The organism is Paenirhizobium daejeonense (genome assembly GCF_014280875.1).
Lineage (GTDB): Bacteria > Pseudomonadota > Alphaproteobacteria > Rhizobiales > Rhizobiaceae > Allorhizobium > Allorhizobium daejeonense.
Genome location: NZ_JACLAL010000006.1, coordinates 34,014 through 53,531, shown reverse-complemented (window position 1 = coordinate 53,531; position 19,518 = coordinate 34,014). Strand labels below are relative to the sequence as shown.

The 19,518-nt window shown below is 61.5% G+C and carries 14 protein-coding genes; 9 read left to right on the top strand and 5 right to left on the bottom strand.

Annotated elements, in window-relative coordinates; all coding sequences use genetic code 11:
• The first annotated feature begins 23 nt into the window (after window positions 1-23).
• The gene (gene gyrB / locus H4I99_RS15480) at window positions 24-2,459 is read left to right on the top strand and encodes a DNA topoisomerase (ATP-hydrolyzing) subunit B (protein WP_163902429.1); all 2,436 of its coding nucleotides are present in this window, start codon (window positions 24-26) and stop codon (window positions 2,457-2,459) included.
• A 172-nt stretch (window positions 2,460-2,631) separates the two neighbouring features.
• Here gyrB and H4I99_RS15475 read toward each other — a convergent pair whose 3' ends face one another.
• The gene (locus H4I99_RS15475) at window positions 2,632-3,228 is read right to left on the bottom strand and encodes a nitroreductase family protein (protein WP_163902431.1); all 597 of its coding nucleotides are present in this window, start codon (window positions 3,226-3,228) and stop codon (window positions 2,632-2,634) included.
• Window positions 3,229-3,558: 330 nt separating this feature from the next.
• Here H4I99_RS15475 and H4I99_RS15470 point away from each other — a divergent pair, with 330 nt between their 5' ends.
• The 8 genes from H4I99_RS15470 to H4I99_RS15435 all read left to right on the top strand — a co-directional run bounded on the left by H4I99_RS15470 (window position 3,559) and on the right by H4I99_RS15435 (window position 11,501).
• Complete coding sequence (locus H4I99_RS15470) at window positions 3,559-4,839, top strand: polyhydroxyalkanoate depolymerase (RefSeq protein WP_163902433.1); 1,281 nt, start codon at window positions 3,559-3,561, stop codon at window positions 4,837-4,839.
• A gap of 141 nt (window positions 4,840-4,980) precedes the next feature.
• Window positions 4,981-5,409, top strand: a complete 429-nt coding sequence (locus H4I99_RS15465; RefSeq protein ID WP_163905971.1) for a DUF2852 domain-containing protein — start codon at window positions 4,981-4,983, stop codon at window positions 5,407-5,409.
• A 96-nt stretch (window positions 5,410-5,505) separates the two neighbouring features.
• A complete protein-coding gene (locus tag H4I99_RS15460; RefSeq protein ID WP_163902435.1) occupies window positions 5,506-6,264 on the top strand; it encodes a M48 family metallopeptidase in 759 nt (252 codons plus the stop codon).
• Window positions 6,265-6,338: 74 nt separating this feature from the next.
• The gene (locus H4I99_RS15455; RefSeq protein ID WP_163902437.1) at window positions 6,339-7,013 is read left to right on the top strand and encodes a phosphoribosylanthranilate isomerase; all 675 of its coding nucleotides are present in this window, start codon (window positions 6,339-6,341) and stop codon (window positions 7,011-7,013) included.
• Window positions 7,010-8,230: a tryptophan synthase subunit beta gene (trpB, locus tag H4I99_RS15450; protein WP_163902439.1), complete on the top strand. Its 1,221-nt coding sequence runs from the start codon at window positions 7,010-7,012 to the stop codon at window positions 8,228-8,230. Before H4I99_RS15455 ends, trpB begins: the two co-directional genes overlap by 4 nt.
• A 1-nt stretch (window position 8,231) precedes the next feature.
• Complete coding sequence (gene trpA / locus H4I99_RS15445) at window positions 8,232-9,071, top strand: tryptophan synthase subunit alpha (protein WP_163902440.1); 840 nt, start codon at window positions 8,232-8,234, stop codon at window positions 9,069-9,071.
• Window positions 9,072-9,109: 38 nt separating this feature from the next.
• Window positions 9,110-10,018, top strand: a complete 909-nt coding sequence (gene accD / locus H4I99_RS15440; protein ID WP_163902442.1) for an acetyl-CoA carboxylase, carboxyltransferase subunit beta — start codon at window positions 9,110-9,112, stop codon at window positions 10,016-10,018.
• A 139-nt stretch (window positions 10,019-10,157) separates the two neighbouring features.
• Window positions 10,158-11,501 (top strand): bifunctional folylpolyglutamate synthase/dihydrofolate synthase, encoded by a 1,344-nt coding sequence (locus H4I99_RS15435; protein ID WP_244625117.1) that lies wholly within the window; start codon window positions 10,158-10,160, stop codon window positions 11,499-11,501.
• 65 nt (window positions 11,502-11,566) lie between these two features.
• Here H4I99_RS15435 and trxA read toward each other — a convergent pair whose 3' ends face one another.
• The 4 genes from trxA to H4I99_RS15415 all read right to left on the bottom strand — a co-directional run bounded on the left by trxA (window position 11,567) and on the right by H4I99_RS15415 (window position 19,425).
• Window positions 11,567-11,887 (bottom strand): thioredoxin, encoded by a 321-nt coding sequence (trxA, locus tag H4I99_RS15430; RefSeq protein WP_099055916.1) that lies wholly within the window; start codon window positions 11,885-11,887, stop codon window positions 11,567-11,569.
• A gap of 75 nt (window positions 11,888-11,962) precedes the next feature.
• Window positions 11,963-15,517, bottom strand: coding sequence for a double-strand break repair helicase AddA (gene addA, locus H4I99_RS15425; RefSeq protein ID WP_163902444.1), 3,555 nt, complete (start codon window positions 15,515-15,517; stop codon window positions 11,963-11,965).
• Window positions 15,507-18,725 carry a double-strand break repair protein AddB gene (addB, locus tag H4I99_RS15420; protein ID WP_244625115.1) on the bottom strand — a complete coding sequence of 1,073 codons (3,219 nt, stop codon included), beginning with the start codon at window positions 18,723-18,725 and terminating at the stop codon, window positions 15,507-15,509. The genes addA and addB overlap by 11 nt, the downstream gene beginning before the upstream one ends.
• On the bottom strand, window positions 18,694-19,425 hold the full coding sequence (locus H4I99_RS15415) for a nucleotidyltransferase family protein (protein WP_163902448.1): 732 nt from the start codon (window positions 19,423-19,425) through the stop codon (window positions 18,694-18,696). The genes addB and H4I99_RS15415 overlap by 32 nt, the downstream gene beginning before the upstream one ends.
• Window positions 19,426-19,518: the final 93 nt, after the last annotated feature.

Sequence of the window (19,518 nt, the reverse complement as noted above, 5' to 3'; positions counted from 1 at the left end):
ATCCTGACTGGAAAGATTGCTGAATGACCGATATGCCGATCAATAAAAATGATGGTCCGGCCGAATACGGCGCGGATTCGATCAAGGTGCTGAAGGGGCTGGATGCAGTCCGCAAGCGTCCCGGCATGTATATCGGCGATACCGACGATGGCTCGGGTCTGCATCACATGGTCTACGAAGTCGTCGACAACGCGATCGACGAAGCCCTGGCCGGTCATGCCGACATCGTCACCGTGACCTTGAACGCGGACGGTTCCGTCACCGTGACCGACAACGGCCGTGGCATCCCGACCGACATTCACAGGGAAGAAGGCGTGTCGGCAGCCGAGGTCATCATGACCCAGCTCCACGCTGGCGGTAAGTTCGACCAGAATTCCTACAAGGTTTCGGGTGGTCTGCACGGCGTGGGCGTTTCAGTCGTCAACGCACTCTCGGTCAAGCTGAGCCTCAAGATTCGTCGCAGCGGCAAAGTTCATGAGATGAGCTTCACCCATGGTGTTGCCGATGCGCCGCTCAAGGTTACGGGTGATTATGAGGGCCGCTCTGGCACCGAGGTCACCTTCCTGCCGAGCGCGGAAACCTTCACCAAGACCGAATTCGACTATGCGACGCTGGAGCATCGCCTGCGCGAACTCGCCTTCCTCAATTCCGGTGTCCGCATTCTGCTGACCGATAAGCGCAAGTCCGATATCCGCCAGGAAGAGATGGTCTATGACGGAGGTCTTGAGGCTTTCGTTCGTTATCTGGACCGCTCCAAAAAGCCGCTGGTCGAAAAGCCGGTCGCCATCCGTGGCGAGAAAGACGGGATTACCGTCGAAGTTGCGATGTGGTGGAATGATAGCTACCACGAAAACGTGCTCTGCTTCACCAATAACATTCCGCAGCGTGACGGCGGTACCCATATGGCCGGCTTCCGGGGCGCGCTGACCCGCCAGATCACCTCCTATGCCGACACTTCCGGCATCATCAAGAAGGAGAAAGTGACACTGACCGGTGACGACTGCCGCGAAGGCCTGACAGCGGTCCTGTCCGTCAAGGTTCCGGATCCGAAATTCTCGTCTCAGACCAAGGACAAGCTGGTTTCGTCGGAAGTCCGTCCTGTCGTCGAAAGCCTGGTGAACGAAGCTCTTTCCACCTGGCTCGAGGAGCATCCCGCGGACGCCAAGATCCTCGTCGGCAAGGTCGTCGAAGCTGCCGTCGCCCGCGAAGCCGCCCGTAAGGCGCGCGAACTGACGCGGCGCAAGGGCGCGCTTGATATCGCATCTCTGCCCGGCAAACTCGCAGACTGCTCCGAACGCGATCCGGCCAAGTCCGAAGTCTTCCTCGTCGAGGGTGACTCCGCAGGCGGTTCGGCAAAGCAGGGCCGTTCGCGAGAGACGCAGGCCATCCTGCCGCTGCGCGGCAAGATCCTCAACGTGGAACGGGCCCGTTTCGACAAGATGCTTTCGAGCCAGGAAATCGGCACACTGATTACCGCGCTGGGCACCTCGATCGGCAAGGACGAGTTCAACGCCGACAAACTGCGCTATCACAAGATCATCATCATGACGGATGCTGACGTCGACGGCGCGCACATCCGTACTCTGCTTCTGACCTTCTTCTTCCGGCAGATGCCGGAACTGATCGAACGCGGCCATCTCTATATCGCCCAGCCGCCGCTCTATAAGGTGGCGCGCGGCAAGTCCGTTCAGTATCTGAAGGACGAGAAGGCGCTCGAAGATTACCTTATCACCATGGGTATCGAGGAAGCCACGCTGACGCTTGGGAATGGCGAGGTCCGGGCCGCACAGGATCTGCGCGATGTCATTCAGGATGCTCTCAGGCTTCGTTCGCTGATTGACGGGCTGCACTCGCGATACAATCGCAATGTCATCGAACAGGCGGCAATTGCCGGCGCGCTCAATCCGGAACTGACCGACAATCGCGCCCGCGCGGAAGAGACCGCAGCCGAAGTGGCCCGGCGTCTCGATCTCATCGCCGAGGAAACCGAACGTGGCTGGACCGGTCACGTCACGAATGAAGGCGGTTTGCGCTTCGAGCGTATGGTTCGCGGCGTCAAGGAAGTGGCGTCCCTCGATGTCGCACTGATCGGTTCCGCCGATGCCCGTCACATCGACCAGCTCTATTCGCGGCTTCACGAGATCTATGCCCATCCGCCGAAGCTTGCCCGCAAGGAAGAACGCAAGGAAATTTCCGGCCCGCGCATGCTGCTGGACACGATCTTTGCTGCGGGTCGCAAGGGCCTGACGATGCAGCGCTATAAAGGTCTTGGCGAAATGAACGCCGAGCAGCTTTGGGAAACGACGCTCGATCCGAACGTCCGCACGTTGCTGCAGGTGAGGGTAAGCGATGCCACCGATGCCGACGGCCTGTTCTCCCGCCTGATGGGCGACGAGGTCGAACCCCGTCGCGAGTTCATTCAGGACAACGCGTTGAGCGTCGCCAACCTCGATATCTGATAACGAGTAAGTTTCATGTGAATCCGGCTAAGAAATGATTCACGTGAAACATTCGGTTAATGTTTGCTAAAGCCCCGTGGGTCCGGATCGACACACGGGGCTTTGATTTTGTGAATCTACATCTCAAACTCGCCTGAGATCCTCACATATTTCCGGGCCGATGTGCCGAACTTCAGGCCTTGAAGCCGCCGCTGAAGGTAACTGCGGAAAGCGGTTTGCGCTGGTTGGGAACCTCCCGTTCCTGAAGCGTCGGTGGTAACAACGACTTATCGCCACGATGCCCGATGGCAACGGCCGCCTCGGCGCGATAACCAGACGGCGCCCCGAGAACCTCGACGGCGCGCTCGAAATCGACGCCGCCCATGGCATGCGCGGCATATCCCGAATGCATCGCCTGAAGCGCAAGCAACGCCCATGCCGCGCCGGTATCGAAACTGTGGCTGCGGAAAGGGCGGGGCTCGGAGCCGTCATCGCGCCGGCTCAGCGTATCGGAAAACAGGAAGACCAGCGCCGACGCGGACTTGGCCCACACCTGGTTCGACTCGACCAGCAGCCCCAGAAACGTCTCCCATTCGGGAGCGGTGTTCAGCGCATAGACGAAACGCCAAGGCTGATAATTGCTCCCCGATGGTGCCCAGTGCGCTGCCTCCAGAATGGTCAGAAGATCCGCCTCCGACATCGCCTCGCCGGTAAAGGCGCGGGGCGACCAGCGGTCCAGGAACATCGGGTGGATGGAATATTCGGAGTGGCGGTTGTTGCTGCTCGTCATCTGGAAACCTGTCTTAGGGGAGGAGGCTGGGGAAGAGGAATGCGCCTCCCGGTGCGGTCAGAAGATATTGCGATGATCAGTGCTTACAAGTGCGGCAGGGCGTATTTCGCGCCGGCCTTTCGTCTCGGGCACCGGCGGAATATAGGATCGATAACCTTCCTGCCCCATGAAACATTAATCCCTCCTGGGCATTCTGACCCTGGAGAACGGACTTTCCCGCCACCAAAGGACAAATTCACAAAGCAGTTTCCATTGATGCAAACTCTGCTAGTTTTTAACGAATGAAGCGCAACATCGCAGGATGACAGCAGCGGAAAGGCGATCGCCCCTATGTTCTATCAACTCTATGAACTGAACCATGCGGCCATGGCCCCCTTCCGGGCGAGCGCCGACATGATGCGGCTCGCCTACAGCAGTCCACTGAACCCGCTCTCCCACACCGTCCTCGGCCGAACGATGGCAGCGGGACTCGAAGTCTTCGAGCGCGTCACGCGGCGCTACGGAAAACCGGAGTTCGGCCTGCCGACCACCACGGTCGATGGTCACACGGTGAACGTGACCGAGGAAATCGTCTGGAAGAAGCCATTCTGCAATCTCATCCACTTCAAGCGGGACCTCCCGCCAACGGTGGAGCAGGGACCGCGCATCCTGATCGTAGCACCCATGTCCGGCCACTATGCCACCCTGCTGCGTGGAACGGTCGAGGCGCTGATCCAGAATGCGGATGTCTACATCACCGACTGGATCGACGCCCGCACGGTGCCGGTCACGGATGGCAATTTCGATCTGGACGATTACATCGACTACGTCATCGAGATCCTGCATCATCTGGGCAAGGGCACCAATGTCGTGGCCGTCTGCCAGCCGTCGGTCCCGGTTCTCGCCGCCGTCTCCGTCATGGAAGGCAACGATGATCCGCTGGCGCCTGCGTCCATGACCCTGATGGGCGGCCCGATCGACACCCGCATCAATCCGACCGCCGTTAACGAACTGGCGCAGAACAAGCCGATCGACTGGTTCCGCGACAATGTCATCATGAACGTGCCATGGCCGCTCCCAGGTTGCATGCGCGCGGTCTATCCGGGCTTCCTGCAGCTTTCGGGTTTCATGTCGATGAACCTCGACCGGCACATGATCGCTCACAAGGACTTCTACATGCACCTCGTCAAGAACGACGGTGACTCGGCCGAGAAGCATCGCGATTTCTACGACGAGTATCTTGCCGTGATGGACCTGACCGCTGAGTTCTACCTGCAGACGGTCGATACCGTATTCATCAAGCATGCCCTGCCGAAGGGCGAGATGACCCATCGTGGCAACCCCGTCAATCCAACCGCCATCCGCAAGGTGGCGCTGTTGACTGTGGAAGGGGAAAACGACGACATCTCCGGCGTCGGCCAGACCAAGGCGGCCCAGACCCTTTGTGTCAACATTCCGGAAAACATGCGTATGCACTACATGCAGCCGGATGTCGGCCATTACGGCGTGTTCAACGGTTCGCGTTTCCGTCGGGAAATCGCGCCTCGGATCATCGCGTTCGCGAAGCAGCATACGCCTGCCGCAAAGACGGGACCGGTCAAGAGGGTCATCAAGGGCGGCAAGTCGACCTGACGGGGCTGTCGATTTTCCCCGGGTGATTCAGGCCCTTGCCCGAATTGCCGGGACCTCGTCTTGAAGGCGGGGAGGGCGTTTACCACATCGATTTCATCGGGCGGCATGTCGCCCCCGTGCAAAAGCGAAGGGTAAATGATGATGAATCAGTCAGCATTGCTTCGTCCGGACTGGACGCCGGCAACCGTCGCGCTGATGGTGATCGGCTTCATGGTCTTCTGGCCGCTGGGTCTGGCCATGCTCGGCTATATCCTGTTCGGTGATCGTTTCCGCGATTTCAAGCGGGAGGCGAACCGCTCCGCCGATGGTATCTTTTCGAAATGCCGCAGTGGCCGCTACGGCCGCAGCCACTTCTCGACCGGCAACGTAGCCTTCGACGATTGGCGGAAGGCCGAGCTTGACCGGATGGAAGAAGAACGCCGCAAGCTCGACGAAATGCGTGCGGAGTTCGACAGCTATCTGCGCGAACTTCGTCGCGCCAAGGACCAGGAAGAGTTCGACCGTTTCATGCGCGAGCGGGCCAACGCCCGCAAGGATGACGGCGCGGCTTCCGGATATTCCGGCGTCTGACGACTCTGCCGCATCGACGCCTACGACAACCGGCACCCCTGAGGGTGCCGGTCTTTTTTTGGAGCGTAAAAAGCTCGAATCGGCTAGAAAGAGGCTATGTTTCCCTTCCTGAAAAAACCGGCAGACAAGACGAAGCCGATAGCGACCTCGACCCGGCAGCTCGCGGTCGACGGGCGGGAAATGCCGCTGACCATTCGCCGCAATGCCCGCGCGACCCGCATCACGCTACGGATCGAACCAGGTGGCCGCGCCCTGAAGATGACGGTGCCGCCGGGTCTCAAGGAACGGGAGATCGCTGACTTCCTCGATCGGCATCAGGGATGGCTGAAGGCAAAGCTTTCGCGCTACTCGGATTCTCCGCCGATTGCCGATGGCGGCGAGATCTCGCTGCGCGGCGTGCCGCACCGGATCATTCATTCCGGTCATCTGCGCGGGCTGACCGAGGCGCTGGATTCCGAGATCGGCCCGGTGCTCAGCGTCAGCGGCATGGAGGAACATCTCGGCCGGCGCGTCGCGACCTTCCTGAAGAAGGAAGCCCGGAGCGATCTCGAAGCATTGGTCTCCACCTATGCCAAGAGGGTGGGACGGCCGGTCAAGTCGCTGACCATGAAGGACACCCGTAGCCGCTGGGGCTCCTGCTCCTGGGACGGCAATCTGAGTTTTTCCTGGCGCATCGTCATGGCGCCGCCGCCCGTGATCGATTATCTCGCCGCCCATGAGGTGGCGCATCTGAGGGAGATGAACCACGGTCCGGCCTTCTGGGCGCTCTGCCGGGAGCTTTGCCCGCATATGGACGAAGCCAAGGCATGGCTGAAACGGCATGGCGCCCGGCTCCACGCGATCGATTTCGATTGAGGGCGGAGAGAGCGGGATCTGCTTTGTCGCAATTTGGCTCGACTCTTTTGCATTTTCATGTCAATTCCGCTGCCATGAAACCGGATATCAAGATCTGTGGGTTGACGACGGCAGAAGCCGTGGATCGCGCCGTCGAGCGCGGTGCGTCCCATGTGGGTTTCATCTTCTTCGGCAAGAGCCCTCGCAACATCGAGCCCGACATCGCCGGCAAGCTGGCGGACCGGGTGAGGGGCAGGGCGAAGATCGTTGCCGTCACGGTCGATGCCGATAATGACGATCTCGATGAAATCATCGCGCTCCTGAAGCCCGATATTCTTCAGTTCCATGGCAAGGAAAGCCCGGAGCGGATGCTGACCGTCAAGGCGGTTACCGGTCTGCCAATCATGAAGGCATTTTCCATCCGCGAGGCCGATGACTTGAAGCGCGTCGAGCCCTATATCGGTATTGCGGATCGATTTCTTTTCGACGCCAAGCCGCCAGCGGGATCGGACCTGCCGGGCGGCAACGGCGTGACCTTCGACTGGCGTCTCCTGCGTACGCTTGACGCGAGCGTGGATTACATGCTTTCCGGAGGCCTGAACAAGGACAACATCGCCGCCGCGCTACGGGAAACCGGCGCGCGCGGCATCGATGTGTCGTCCGGCGTGGAGAGTGCTCCGGGCGTCAAGGATCTGCACAAGATGGACGAGTTTTTTGCCGCGGTCGAAGGCGCTTCGATCCGCGAGCCTGCATCAGGGAGCGCAGCGTGAACGAGTCACTCAAGCCCAATTCCTTCCGGGAAGGTCCCGACGAGGACGGTCGTTTCGGTATTTTCGGCGGACGCTTTGTCGCCGAGACCTTGATGCCCCTGATCCTGGACCTGCAGGCAGAATGGGAAAAGGCGAAGACCGATCCCGAATTCCAGGCGGAGCTTAAATCTCTCGGCGCCCATTACATTGGCCGACCGAGCCCGCTCTATTTCGCCGAGCGCCTGACCGAACATCTCGGCGGTGCCAAGATTTATTTCAAGCGGGAAGAACTCAACCATACGGGTTCCCACAAGATCAACAACTGCATCGGCCAGATCCTGCTTGCCAAGCGCATGGGCAAGAAGCGTATCATCGCTGAAACCGGTGCCGGCCAGCATGGCGTTGCCTCGGCGACCGTCGCGGCCCGTTTCGGTTTCCCCTGCGTCGTCTACATGGGCGCGACTGACGTCAAGCGCCAGGCTCCGAACGTCTTCCGCATGAAGCTGCTCGGTGCCGAGGTGAAGCCGGTGACTGCTGGCCACGGTACGCTGAAGGATGCCATGAACGAGGCACTGCGTGACTGGGTCACCAATGTCGAGGATACCTATTATCTGATCGGCACGGCTGCCGGTCCGCACCCCTATCCGGAAATGGTGCGCGATTTCCAGGCGGTGATCGGCCGCGAGGCCCGCGAGCAGATGCTCGAAGCCGAAGGCAGGCTGCCCGACCTGGTCATCGCGGCTGTCGGCGGCGGCTCCAATGCCATCGGCATCTTCCACCCGTTCCTCGACGACAAGGACGTGAAGATCGTCGGCGTCGAAGCCGGCGGCAAGGGCCTTTCCGGCGACGAGCACTGTGCTTCCATCACCGCTGGTTCTCCGGGCGTCCTGCATGGCAACCGTACCTACCTGCTTCAGGATGCGGACGGTCAGATCAAGGAAGGCCATTCGATTTCCGCCGGCCTCGACTATCCGGGCATCGGTCCGGAACATGCTTGGCTGAACGATATCGGCCGGGTCGACTATGTTCCGATCATGGATGACGAGGCGCTGGAAGCCTTCCAGCTCCTGACGAAGCTCGAAGGTATCATTCCTGCGCTCGAGCCTTCCCATGCCGTGGCCGAAGTCATCAAGCGCGCCCCGAAGATGGGCAAGGACGAGATCATCCTGCTGAACCTTTCAGGTCGCGGCGATAAGGATATCTTCACCGTTGGCAACATCCTCGGCATGGAGCTCTGAAATGACCGCACGCATGGACAAACGCTTCGCCGATCTCAAGGCGGAAGGTCGCCCCGCGCTGATCACTTATTTCATGGGTGGCGATCCGGATTACGAAACGTCGCTGGCGATCATGAAAGCTTTGCCGGAAGCGGGCGCCGACGTGATCGAACTCGGCATGCCCTTTTCTGACCCGATGGCCGATGGCCCGGCGATCCAGGTTGCCGGTCAGCGTGCACTGAAATCCGGCCAGACGCTGAAGAAGACGCTGGAACTTGCTCGCGAATTCCGAAAGGATGATCAGACAACCCCGATCGTCATGATGGGCTACTACAACCCGATCTACGTTTTCGGCGTCGAGCGCTTTCTTGACGAAGCGCTGGAAGCTGGCATCGACGGACTGATCGTGGTCGATCTTCCGCGCGAGATGGATGACGAACTCTGCCTTCCGGCTCGCAAGCGGGATATCAACTTCATCCGTCTTGCAACGCCGACGACGGATGAGAAGCGTCTTCCGACCGTCCTGCAGAACACCTCCGGCTTCGTCTATTATGTCTCCATGACTGGTATCACCGGTTCGGCGCTCCCCGACCCGTCGAAGGTTTCCAGCGCTGTGCAGCGCATCAAGGAACACACGGATCTGCCAGTCTGCGTCGGCTTCGGCGTCAAGACGGCGGAACATGCGCGCCTGATCGGTGCGAATGCCGACGGCGTTGTCGTCGGGACGGCAATCGTCAACCAGGTTGCCAACAATCTGACGCCTGCCGGGGAGGCAACCGCCGATACCGTGCAGGCCGTCGTGACCTTCGTAAGCGGCCTTGCCGGCGGCGTGCGTTCCGCGCGCCTTGCTGCTGCCGAATAATCTTCCGATATTGGCTTTTTCAGTCAGGAGTTAGTCAGTTGAACTGGATCACCAACTATGTGCGGCCGCGGATCAATTCGATGCTTGGCCGCAGGGAAGTTCCGGAAAATCTCTGGATCAAGTGCCCTGAAACCGGCGAGATGGTCTTTCACAAGGACCTTGAGGAAAACAAGTGGGTCATCCCCGCTTCCGGCTATCACATGAAGATGCCGGCGAAGGCCCGCCTGCTCGATCTCTTCGACGACGGTAAATACGAGGCGTTGCCCCAGCCGAAGGTCGCTCAGGATCCGCTGAAATTCCGCGATTCCAAGAAATATACCGACCGCCTGAAGGATAGCCGCACCAAGACCGAGCAGGAAGACACGATCCTCGCCGGCGTCGGCACGGTCGAAGGCCTCAAGCTGGTCGCCGTCGTGCATGAGTTCAACTTCATGGGCGGTTCGCTCGGCATTGCCGCTGGCGAGGCGATCGTCAAGGCGTTCGAACGTGCACTGGCGGAGAAGTGCCCGCTGGTCATGTTCCCGGCATCGGGCGGCGCCCGCATGCAGGAAGGTATCCTGTCGCTCATGCAGATGCCGCGCACCACCGTCATGCTCGATATGCTGAAGGAAGCCGGCCTGCCTTACATCGTCGTGCTGACCAACCCGACCACGGGCGGCGTCACCGCTTCCTACGCCATGCTGGGCGATCTTCACATCGCCGAGCCCGGCGCGGAAATCTGCTTCGCCGGTAAGCGCGTGATCGAGCAGACCATTCGCGAAAAGCTGCCGGAGGGCTTCCAGACCTCGGAATATCTGCTGGATCACGGCATGATCGACATGGTCGTCAAGCGTCACGATATTCCGTCGCTGCTGGCACGTGTGTTGAAGATCATGCTGAAACGTCCGGCCAATACCGACATTGCCCCGGAAAACCCCCCGGCTCTTGTGGAAAAGCCAGCGGCCTGAGCGATAGAGCAATTCCAGCAAAAGTGCGAAGCGGTTTTGCGTCCGGAATGCGTCAAACAAAGAGATAGAGCATTGAAGGCGATTCCGTTTTCGCCGGAAATGGTCTTGCACCGAGCCGAAGCTGCGGAATCGAAATATCATGACTGAGCCCGCCTTCAGTGAGGCAGAACAGGTAATAGACAAGCTCATGGGGTTGCATCCCAAGGGCTTCGATCTTTCATTGAATCGCATTCGCCGGTTGCTCAAGGTTCTCGGCAATCCGCACTTGCAGCTCCCTCCGGTCATCCACGTCGCCGGAACCAATGGCAAGGGGTCGGTTACGGCTTTCTGTCGCGCGCTTCTGGAAGCGCAGGGCCTGAGCGTGCACGTCCATACGTCGCCGCATCTTGTGCATTGGCATGAGCGTTACCGCATCGGATCCAAGGGCGGGCATGGCCAGCTTGTGGACGATGCCGATTTCGCCGATGCGCTGCGCCGCGTCGCCGAAGCCAATGGCGGCCAGCAGATCACGGTGTTCGAGATCCTGACGGCGGTCACTTTTCTGCTGTTTTCCGAAAAGCCGGCGGATGTGGCGATCATCGAAGTCGGCCTCGGCGGCCGTTTCGATGCGACCAACGTCATCGAAAAGCCGGCCGTCTCGGTCATCATGCCGATCTCGCTCGACCATCAGCCCTATCTCGGCGACCGCGTCGAACTGATCGCCGCCGAAAAGGCCGGCATCATGAAGCATGGGCTTCCGGTGGTGATCGGCCATCAGGAATACGAATCCGCCCGCGAAGTGCTGGTGACGACGGCCGAACGGCTAGGCTGTCCGCACGTCGTCTATGGGCAGGATTTTTCCGCCCATGAGGAGTTCGGCCGTCTCGTCTACCAGGACGAATTCGGCCTGATGGACCTTTCGCTTCCGCGTTTGCCGGGTCGTCACCAGTTCGCCAATGCGGCTGCTGCGATCCGCGCCGTCAAGGCTGCCGGTTTTCCAATGACCGAGGCCATCGCTGAAAAGGCGATGACCAGCGTCGAATGGCCCGGCCGTCTGCAGCGCATGACGGAAGGCCGGCTGATGGCTCACGCGCCAGAAGGGGCGGAGATCTGGGTGGATGGCGGACACAATCCCGGTGCCGGCGAAGTCATTGCCGAAGCTATGGCAGGCTTCGAGGAGCGCCAGTCACGGCCGCTCTATCTCGTCACCGGCATGATCAACACCAAGGACCCGGTCGGTTACTTCCGGGCCTTTGCCGATATCGCCCAGCACGTCTATACGGTGCCGATCCGCGGCACTGATGCAGCGATCGATCCGGTCGTACTCGCGCATGCGGCCTTCGATGCCGGACTGGTTGCGTCCCCGGTTTCTACCGTTGCCGAAGCCCTTGAGGAAATCCGCGAACAGGTCGATTCGGCTCTGCCTGCTCCGAGAATACTGATCGGGGGATCACTTTATCTGGTCGGCAACGTTCTTGCCGACAATGGCACTCCGCCCAAGTGACCATAAAGGTTAAATGAAAAAAGCCCGGCATTGCCGGGCTTTTCTTTTGCTCTTTGGTGAGCGGATCAGGCTGCGTTCGAAATCCAGCTTGCGAGCGCCGTCTTGGGAGCGGCGCCGACCTTGATGTCGGCCACTTCGCCGCCCTTGAACATGGCGAGCGTCGGGATCGAACGAACGCCGAACTGGGCAGCCAGTTCCGGGTTCTCGTCGATGTTGAGCTTTGCGACCTTCACCTTGCCAGCCATTTCAGTGGCAATTTCTTCGAGGCTCGGAGCGATCATCTTGCACGGGCCGCACCATTCGGCCCAAAAATCAACGACGACCGGTTCTACGGAATTGAGAACTTCAGCCTGGAAATTGGAGTTATCGACTTTTACGGTAGCCATGGGGCTGCTCCTTCAGGGGTGCTTGACTTGCAACATATCTGATGTCGGTGCCCGACATTTTCAATATCTTGTATCTCACGATGTCTTGAGCTCGGCAAGGGATTGCGACAGCAGTGTGTCGGGAAGTGCGACGACTGAGCCGTTTTCGGTGTAGACGAGCAGGCATTCGAAGTTCTTGCCCGGATAGAGCGGGCGCAGGATTTCCCGGTAGATCGCAAGCTGCGCGCGATGCGACAACGGTACCTGCGATAGCGATGCAGGCGGGGTGCGGTTGGTCTTGTAATCCAACAGAATGACCCGATCAGCGGTCACCGCCATGCGGTCGATCCGGCCGGAGACGGCGCGTTCCTCACCGTTCAGCACAAACGTGCCCATGACCGAGACTTCTGCTTCGCCACGGGATGAATAGACCGGCTTGAGATCGGGGTTGTCGAGAACCGAAAGGATCGTGTCGAGCAAGCGTTCGCGCTCCTTTTGCGGCCAGAAGCGCGCAGCCCTCTCCGCATAGCGTCTGGCGGCCGCGGGGCGCTCGGCCTCGGCAATCGTCGGAAGCGCCTGCAACATGCGGTGAACGAGGCGGCCTTTCTGGAGCGCGATGCCGGCCGATTCCTTCTCGTCGAACAGCGGTGAAGTCACCAGCGCGTCATCCGCATCGTCGATGACGATCGTGCCGGCTCCCGAGGGGCTGAGCGGCCGGGGCAGACTTGCCTGCGGCGGCAGCGGTCGAAGCAGAGCGTCCGGAAGGGTTTCGGTCGGCGCCTCGACGGAACCTTCCGCCTCTTGAGGAAATGCGGTGTCGCTGCCGGGCAGGCGCCAGGAGAGGCCTTGCCATTCACCGTCCGGACCGCTGAATGCCACCTCGCGGCAATGGGTTTCGTCACTGCGCAGCGCGCTTTCGATCATCCGGTGCCAGATGTCGCCGGGATCCTGCACGCCGCGATAGCCGCAGACGACCAGCCGGTCTGCGGCCCGCGTCATCGCCACATAGAGGAGACGCCGGTATTCTTCTTCCGCGAGCTGCTTGCGACGGTCGGTATCGGCGGCGACAAGTGAATTACCCAGCGCTTTGACCGGCACCCAGACGGGCAGGGCCGGCAGGCTCTCGTCGGTCTCGATCAGCCGGAATTTGGCGAGGTGGCTGTGATTGAAGGATTTCGAGCCGCCATCGACCAGGAAGACCACCGGCGCTTCGAGACCCTTGGAGGCATGCACGGTCATTATGCGGACTTCGTCGCGATCCTTGTCCTGCTCGCGCTTGACCTCGGGTCCTTCCATTTCAAGCGTCGAGACGAAGGCCTGAAGTCCCGGCAGTCCGGCAGTCTCGAAGGACAGCGCGAAGGTCAGGAATTCGTCGAGAATATCGCTGACTTCGCTGCCGAGACGGCCGAGATAGGCACGGCGTCCGCCATGGGGGCCGAGCACGCGGGCATAGAAATCATGCACCGGCATGTTTTGCGACAGCAGGCGGAATTCGCCGAGGCGTTTCGCGGTCGTCTCCCATATGGAGCCCGGCTCCGCACACACCGCCAGCATGTGTTCCCAGAGACCCTGTCCTTCCGGACGGCGCGCCGCAAGCTCGAACAACTCGTCCTCGGTGTGGTTGAACAGGGGACATTTGAGAAGGGCAGCCAGCGAAAGATCGTCTGCCGGCAGCAGCGCGAAGCGCCCGAGCGCCAGCAGATCCTGCACGGCGATATGGGAAGTCAGCTTCAGCCGGTCGGCACCGGCGACGGGGATATTGTCGAGACGCTTCAGTGCACGCGTCAGCGCATTGACGAAGCTGTCGCGCTTGCGCACCAGAACGAGGACATCGCCGGCGCGGATCGGCCGTTCCTTGCCCTTTTCGATGATGGTCTGCCGGCCGATCATCTGGCCGATCACGGAGGCGATTCGGCGGGCCAGTATGGCGGATGGTGCGCTTTCCGGCGTCGCGTCGAAGGGTGCCGTCCAGTCCTCGCTCTTTTCATTGGCCTCGGCGACGATCATCGACCAGAGATCGACGGCGCCCGGATGGCCGCTGCGGCTCGACATGTGCACGACGGGATCGCCGGCGGCGCTGAGGCCTCGGATATTGTCCTCGACCGAAAACACCTGATCGACCGCCGCGAGAACGGTAGAGGTGGAGCGGAAGGAAAGCGGCAGCCTGACGGAGCTGAAAAGCTGTCCGCCCCGGTCGACCTCCCGCGCGGTCTGGTTTGCCTCCTGCGAGAAGCGCTCCGGCCGGGCGCCTTGGAACGAATAAATCGATTGCTTCTCGTCACCCACCGCAAAGAAGGTACGCAGGACGTCGCGTGCTCCACTGCCGGTGAAGAAGTCCCCGCGTAGCGAGCGGATGACCGACCATTGCAGCGGACTGGTGTCCTGCGCCTCGTCCACGAGGATATGATCGATGCCCTGGTCGAGCTTGTAATGCACCCACGGACCGGCATCGGAGCGGATCAGCAGCTCGGCCGTCCGGGCGATCAGATCCTCGAAATCGAGCTGGCTTCGTTTCTTCTTGAGTTCCTCGTAATCGGCGTCGAACCGCAAGGCCAGCGTCAGTGCCGCCTTTGTCGCTGCATACATGCGGAAGATCCGCAGTCGGTCGCGGCAAGCGAGAACATGCTCGCGTGCGGCGATGACTGCATCCTTCAGTTCCGGTGCCGCCTTGCTCATGGCCGCCGCGATCAGCGAACTGTCGGCCTTCGGCGTCTCGGTGGCCGTCAGGAAAGCCGAATCGAGGATGCGGGCGCGTTCGAGCGCATCGTCGCTCTGGCGGGCAACGACAAGCGCATCGGCAACGGCCTTGACCTTCTCACCGCCTTTCTCTTCCGCAAGGCGGATATAAAGCGCCAGCATTCCGCCGTTCAGCCCGGCGAGCGGCCAGTATTCATCCGCAAGCGAAGCTTCTGACGCATCGTCGGAGAGGCCGAAGCCGCGCCTCAGCGTCGGGTCGATGCCGCCAGAACGCTCCGAGGCGCGGGAGAACTGCCTAATAGCATGACGGTTGGCGACGACTTCGCCCAGCAGTGCTTCAAGGCCGCTTTCGTCCGAAATGGAAAGGACATCGGCAAAGGCAGCGGCGAGATCGACATCTTCCTCCGAAGAGGTCGCGGTCAGAAGCAGGCGCTTTGCTTCGGCCAGAACCGCGACGGATGCCCGATCGTCGAGAACGTTGAAATGACCGGCGACATTGGCCTCCAGCGGGAACTGGTGCAGTAGCGCTTCGCAGAAGGCATGGATCGTCTGGATTTTCAGCCCGCCCGGTGTCTCCAGCGCCTTGGCGAACAGCCGGCGTGCATCCGCAAGCTTCTGCCTGTCAGGCCGTTGCCGTTCGATGTCGTAGATGCGGTCGGAGAGGGCGTCGTCCGATAGCGTCGCCCAGTCGGAGAGCCGCGCGAACACGCGGTTCGACATCTCCGAGGCCGCGGCTTTGGTGTAGGTCAGGCAGAGAATGGAGGAGGGACGTGCGCCGCCGAGCAGCAGTCGGATGACGCGCTGCGTCAGCACATGGGTCTTGCCGGAGCCGGCATTGGCCGACACCCAGGCGGAGCGCTCAGGATCCGAGGCGAGCGACTGCTGCATCGTCGTCCAGTCGAGCCATGTGCGGGGATCGTCTCCCGTCGGCAGTGCAAGCGGATCACTCGTCATTGCCGGTCTCCTCGCGGTCTGCGGTCGACCATTCGGCAACCCGGGCCAGATGGTCGTATTCCCCGCCGAAATCGTTCTGCTGCGCCGGTATGAGCCGCGAAACGAAGCCACGTTCGCCTGCCTGCAGGGCCGCGACGAAGCGACCGAGTTCGGCGACCGATTGCGCCGCAAGATCGAGCGCGGATTTCTTGTTGTCGCCGCGTCCAGTCAGTTCGTTGTTCACCTGATCGGTCTGGAAGCGGTCGCCGGGCCGCAACCGGACATAGATGAGGTTTTCGGGATGAAGCCGGCCGGCGTCGCGGAATGCTCCTTCCATCAGGGCCGCTGCCTCCAGCGCGAGCTGCGGGTCGAGCAGGCTGCGGGCCTGCGCAGGGCTCGGGTTGAGACCCGTCTTGTAGTCGATGATATCGGCATGACCGCCACCCTTGATGTCGATCCGGTCGGCAACGCCGGTGAGGCGAATGCCGACCGGCGCCAGATCGACGCCGCCACGAGCCTCGGTCAGGGTCTGGCGGATTTCGGGACGGCGCTTGCCTTCCCAGCGAAGGAAGGCGTCTCCGACCGCCCTGAACCGCTGCCGCCAGACGATGTCGATATGGGTGGGAAGGCCCTGTTCGTCGAACAGCCGGTCGGTGATCGCGCGCATCGCGACGGCTCCGGCCGGTGTCAAGGGATCGTGACCCTCGCTTATGAAACGTTCGATGATCTTGTGATAGAGCGTGCCGCGCTCGGCCGCACCCGGATCCTGATTGAACGGATCGACGGGATCAAGCCGCAGGATGCGGCGGGCATAGATGGAATAAGGATCGCGACGGAAGCGGCCGACCTCGCTGAAGGAATAGCTGCGTGGCTGAAGCTCGGCCGGCGGCTTCGGCGCGGGCCGTTGCGCCAGCGGTTGGCTCTCGCCCTTGTCGAGCAGTTCGACATAGTGGCGAAAGATATCGCCGCGTTCCTTTAGCCGGCTTTCGAAATCGCCGCCACCGAGCGCCAGAAGCCGCTGCAGCCAGCGGGAAGCGACCGTCGGAGCAGAACCCTGACGCAGCGCGCGGGAGAAAATCAGCTGGCGCGTGCCGCAGGCCATCTCGAAATCATGGGCGAGCTGGCCGATGCGTTTCTCCGGCGGCTCCAGCCCGATCTCCGTCTTCATCATGCGCGACAGGAACGGATTGTTGGTGGTCTGGCCGGGCCATGAACCTTCGTTCAGGCCGCCGATAATGACGGTATCGACATTCTGTAGCCGTGCTTCCAGCGTCCCGAAGATGAAGACGCGCGGATGGCGCATCGCCTTAGGCTTGACCGCGACACCGGTCATCAGCGCCGCCATGATATCGATCCACTGGGGACCATCGGCCTCGATCTGGCCGTCGGCGCTCATGATTTCCGCCAGCAGGTCGGCGAGCCTGTCGCCGGCCTCATCGGACCAGAGAAGCGAGAGGTCGCCCTTGTCGTCGCCGCAGACCGCTTCCAACGTCCGTCCCGTTCGCTCGGCCCATTGGCCGACCGGCAGCCTGTCCGAGAGCCGGCGTTCGCCGATCTTCACCACAAGGGCGGAGACGAGCGGCTCGGCAGCTGCGGATATGCGCGATGCAAGCTCTCCCGCGGCATCGAGTGTTTCACGGGAAACGCCGATCCGCCATTGCGGCGGATGGCGATCGGTCGCCTGTTCCTCAAGCCGTTGCCGGAAGAGAACCGATAGCGTCGCAAGGTCGACGGGTTGCACACCGCCGCGCAGCGCAATCGTTTCCAGTGCATCGGCGGCAGTCCGGTAAGTCTCCGCATCGAAGCCGAACCGGGCGAGCGGATGCTTGAGCAGCGAGACGATGGCCACCGGATCGCCGGGCCGCAGCGCTGCCTCGAGCAGAAGCTGCACCAGCATGCCCTGCGGCGTCGCGGTAAAGGGCGTACCGGCCGAATCGTCGGCGATGATGCCGAAGCGCGCCAGTTCGGCCGTCACGCGCCGCGCCAGCGTGCGATCCGGGGTAATCAGCGCCACCCTGCTTTCGCTGCCCTCCTGCTGCTTTTCGAGACCGAGCCGGAGCGCGATGGCGATGGCCGTTGCCTCCTCGCGCTCGTTCGCCGCCTCGATCAGGCCGACATCGGCGAAGGCGGCCTCAATTCGTGCGGTGCCGAAATCATCGCGCCAGATCTTCCAGCCGTCCGTTGCACCCGCAGGCGCCATCGCCCGCGACAATACCTCGGCGCGATCCGCAAGGTCGGAAGGCGCCTCCGCAAGCGTTTCGACATCCCGGCGCTCGACGCGCATGCGTCGAAGCAAATGAAAGAGACCGTATTGTGGATGGCCGCGCGAGGCGGGATCGGAGACGCGTTCGGCGGCAAGCCCGATGCGCGTCCAGTCATCGTCCGGCATGCTCGCATCGAGGCCGGGCAGGACCACCGTTCCTTCGGGACGGGCGGCGATGGCCGCAATAAGGTCGGCCGCCGCGGGGATGGAACCGGTGGAACCCGCAACGATGACAGGATCGCTGGAAGTCGAGCGGGAAAGCCTCTCGGCTTCGCCGCGCAATACGGCGTCGCGGTGCCGCGCTGGCGAGGAGCGGGTTAATTCTTCCAGACGTGCGGGCCAGAACTGGGTGGCGATACCCAGGAATTCGGTTGTGAGTTGCCACCATGTCGCGAAATTCGATGTGTCGAGCGTCTTGAGCGACGCCCAGTCGCAGCCTTCCGTTTCCGCTGCGTCGATCAGTTCCGTCAGCGCCCGGGCGAGCCAGATGGCGTCCGCCGGACTTGCCGGCGCGACCAGCGGCGTGTCGGAATGGATGCTGCGAACCACGTTCGGCAATTGGTTGCGCCAGGCGAGGATGAGTCGGGCCAGTTCGAGCAGCATGACGATGCCGCTGACCGGTGGCGCGAGGTCGAGCAGGAAAGGCGCATCTTCCTCGAAGAAACCGCTGTCGTCATCGGTTTCGCCAAGCGGCCGGATCACCGGCAGGATGGCGGAGCGCCCACCAAGCAATTCCACGAATTCCGAGCGCAGCACACGGGCGGCACGCCGGGTCGGCACGAGGATCGTCACTCTCGCCAGCGAAAGCGGGTCCTGCGGCTCATATCGATATCCGGGTGCGAGCCTTCCATCGAGGAGCGATGCCGCAAGCACCTTCAGGAAGGAAAGGCCGGCCGGGATGGTCAGGACATGCGGTTGATGAGGCCGCATGGCGTCATGCCCCGCCGGAGAGGCGCCGGATGACATCCTCGGCTTCGTCGAGCGCCTCGGGCGTTCCAACCGTCATCCAGTGGCCCGCCATCTCTAAACCTGCCAGACGGCCCGTTGCGATGGCCCGGTCGAAATAGATATTGAGGTTGAAGGCATCCTCGGGCGCATCGTCGAGAAGCGAGGGATGCATGGCGATTGCGCCTGCATAGACCACAGGTTTCGGCAGCCCCTCGGAATATCGCACAAGGCGGCCGTCCTCGCCGAGCGAGAAGTCCTTCTTGCCGTTATGCCCCGTGGTGTTCTCCATGGGAACGCATAGAAGCGCCATATCCATGCTGTCGGGATCGAAGAAGTGTGCGAGGCGGCGCAGATTGGAAGCCTCACCTGTCTCGTCTTGCAGCCAGAAAAGATCGGCATTCATCACATAGACGGGAGAGCGGTCCAGTAGCTTAAGCCCCTTGGCCAGCCCGCCGCCCGAATTCATCAGCCCGTCGCGCTCGTCGGAAATGACGATCTCTATCTTCTCATAGCGGGACAGATGCTCGACCATCTGGTCGGCAAGATAATGCACGTTGACGACGGCCCGCTCCACGCCGGCATCGGCCAGCGAGTCGAGCACATAGTCGATCATCGGCTTGCCGCCGACAGGTACAAGAGGCTTCGGGATCGTGTTCGTGATCGGCCGCAGTCGGGCTCCGAGCCCCGCTGCCAGCACCATCGCCTGGGTGATCTTCATGGCAAGCCGCTACGCTGATTAGAGTTTGTCAGGGAAAAGTGGATACCGGTTTCCCGCAAAGACAAACGAAAACAAAAGAATTCAGAGTGTGTC

Bases quoted from the DNA above. Each gene is read 5' to 3' on its own strand.
- gyrB (WP_163902429.1), top strand. From the start codon at position 24: ATGACCGATATGCCGATCAATAAAAATGATGGTCCGGCCGAATACGGC.
- H4I99_RS15475 (WP_163902431.1), bottom strand. From the start codon at position 3,228: ATGACGAGCAGCAACAACCGCCACTCCGAATATTCCATCCACCCGATG.
- H4I99_RS15470 (WP_163902433.1), top strand. From the start codon at position 3,559: ATGTTCTATCAACTCTATGAACTGAACCATGCGGCCATGGCCCCCTTC.
- H4I99_RS15465 (WP_163905971.1), top strand. From the start codon at position 4,981: ATGAATCAGTCAGCATTGCTTCGTCCGGACTGGACGCCGGCAACCGTC.
- H4I99_RS15460 (WP_163902435.1), top strand. From the start codon at position 5,506: ATGTTTCCCTTCCTGAAAAAACCGGCAGACAAGACGAAGCCGATAGCG.
- H4I99_RS15455 (WP_163902437.1), top strand. From the start codon at position 6,339: ATGAAACCGGATATCAAGATCTGTGGGTTGACGACGGCAGAAGCCGTG.
- trpA (WP_163902440.1), top strand. From the start codon at position 8,232: ATGACCGCACGCATGGACAAACGCTTCGCCGATCTCAAGGCGGAAGGT.
- H4I99_RS15435 (WP_244625117.1), top strand. From the start codon at position 10,158: ATGACTGAGCCCGCCTTCAGTGAGGCAGAACAGGTAATAGACAAGCTC.
- trxA (WP_099055916.1), bottom strand. From the start codon at position 11,887: ATGGCTACCGTAAAAGTCGATAACTCCAATTTCCAGGCTGAAGTTCTC.
- addA (WP_163902444.1), bottom strand. From the start codon at position 15,517: ATGACGAGTGATCCGCTTGCACTGCCGACGGGAGACGATCCCCGCACA.
- addB (WP_244625115.1), bottom strand. From the start codon at position 18,725: ATGTCATCCGGCGCCTCTCCGGCGGGGCATGACGCCATGCGGCCTCAT.
- H4I99_RS15415 (WP_163902448.1), bottom strand. From the start codon at position 19,425: ATGAAGATCACCCAGGCGATGGTGCTGGCAGCGGGGCTCGGAGCCCGA.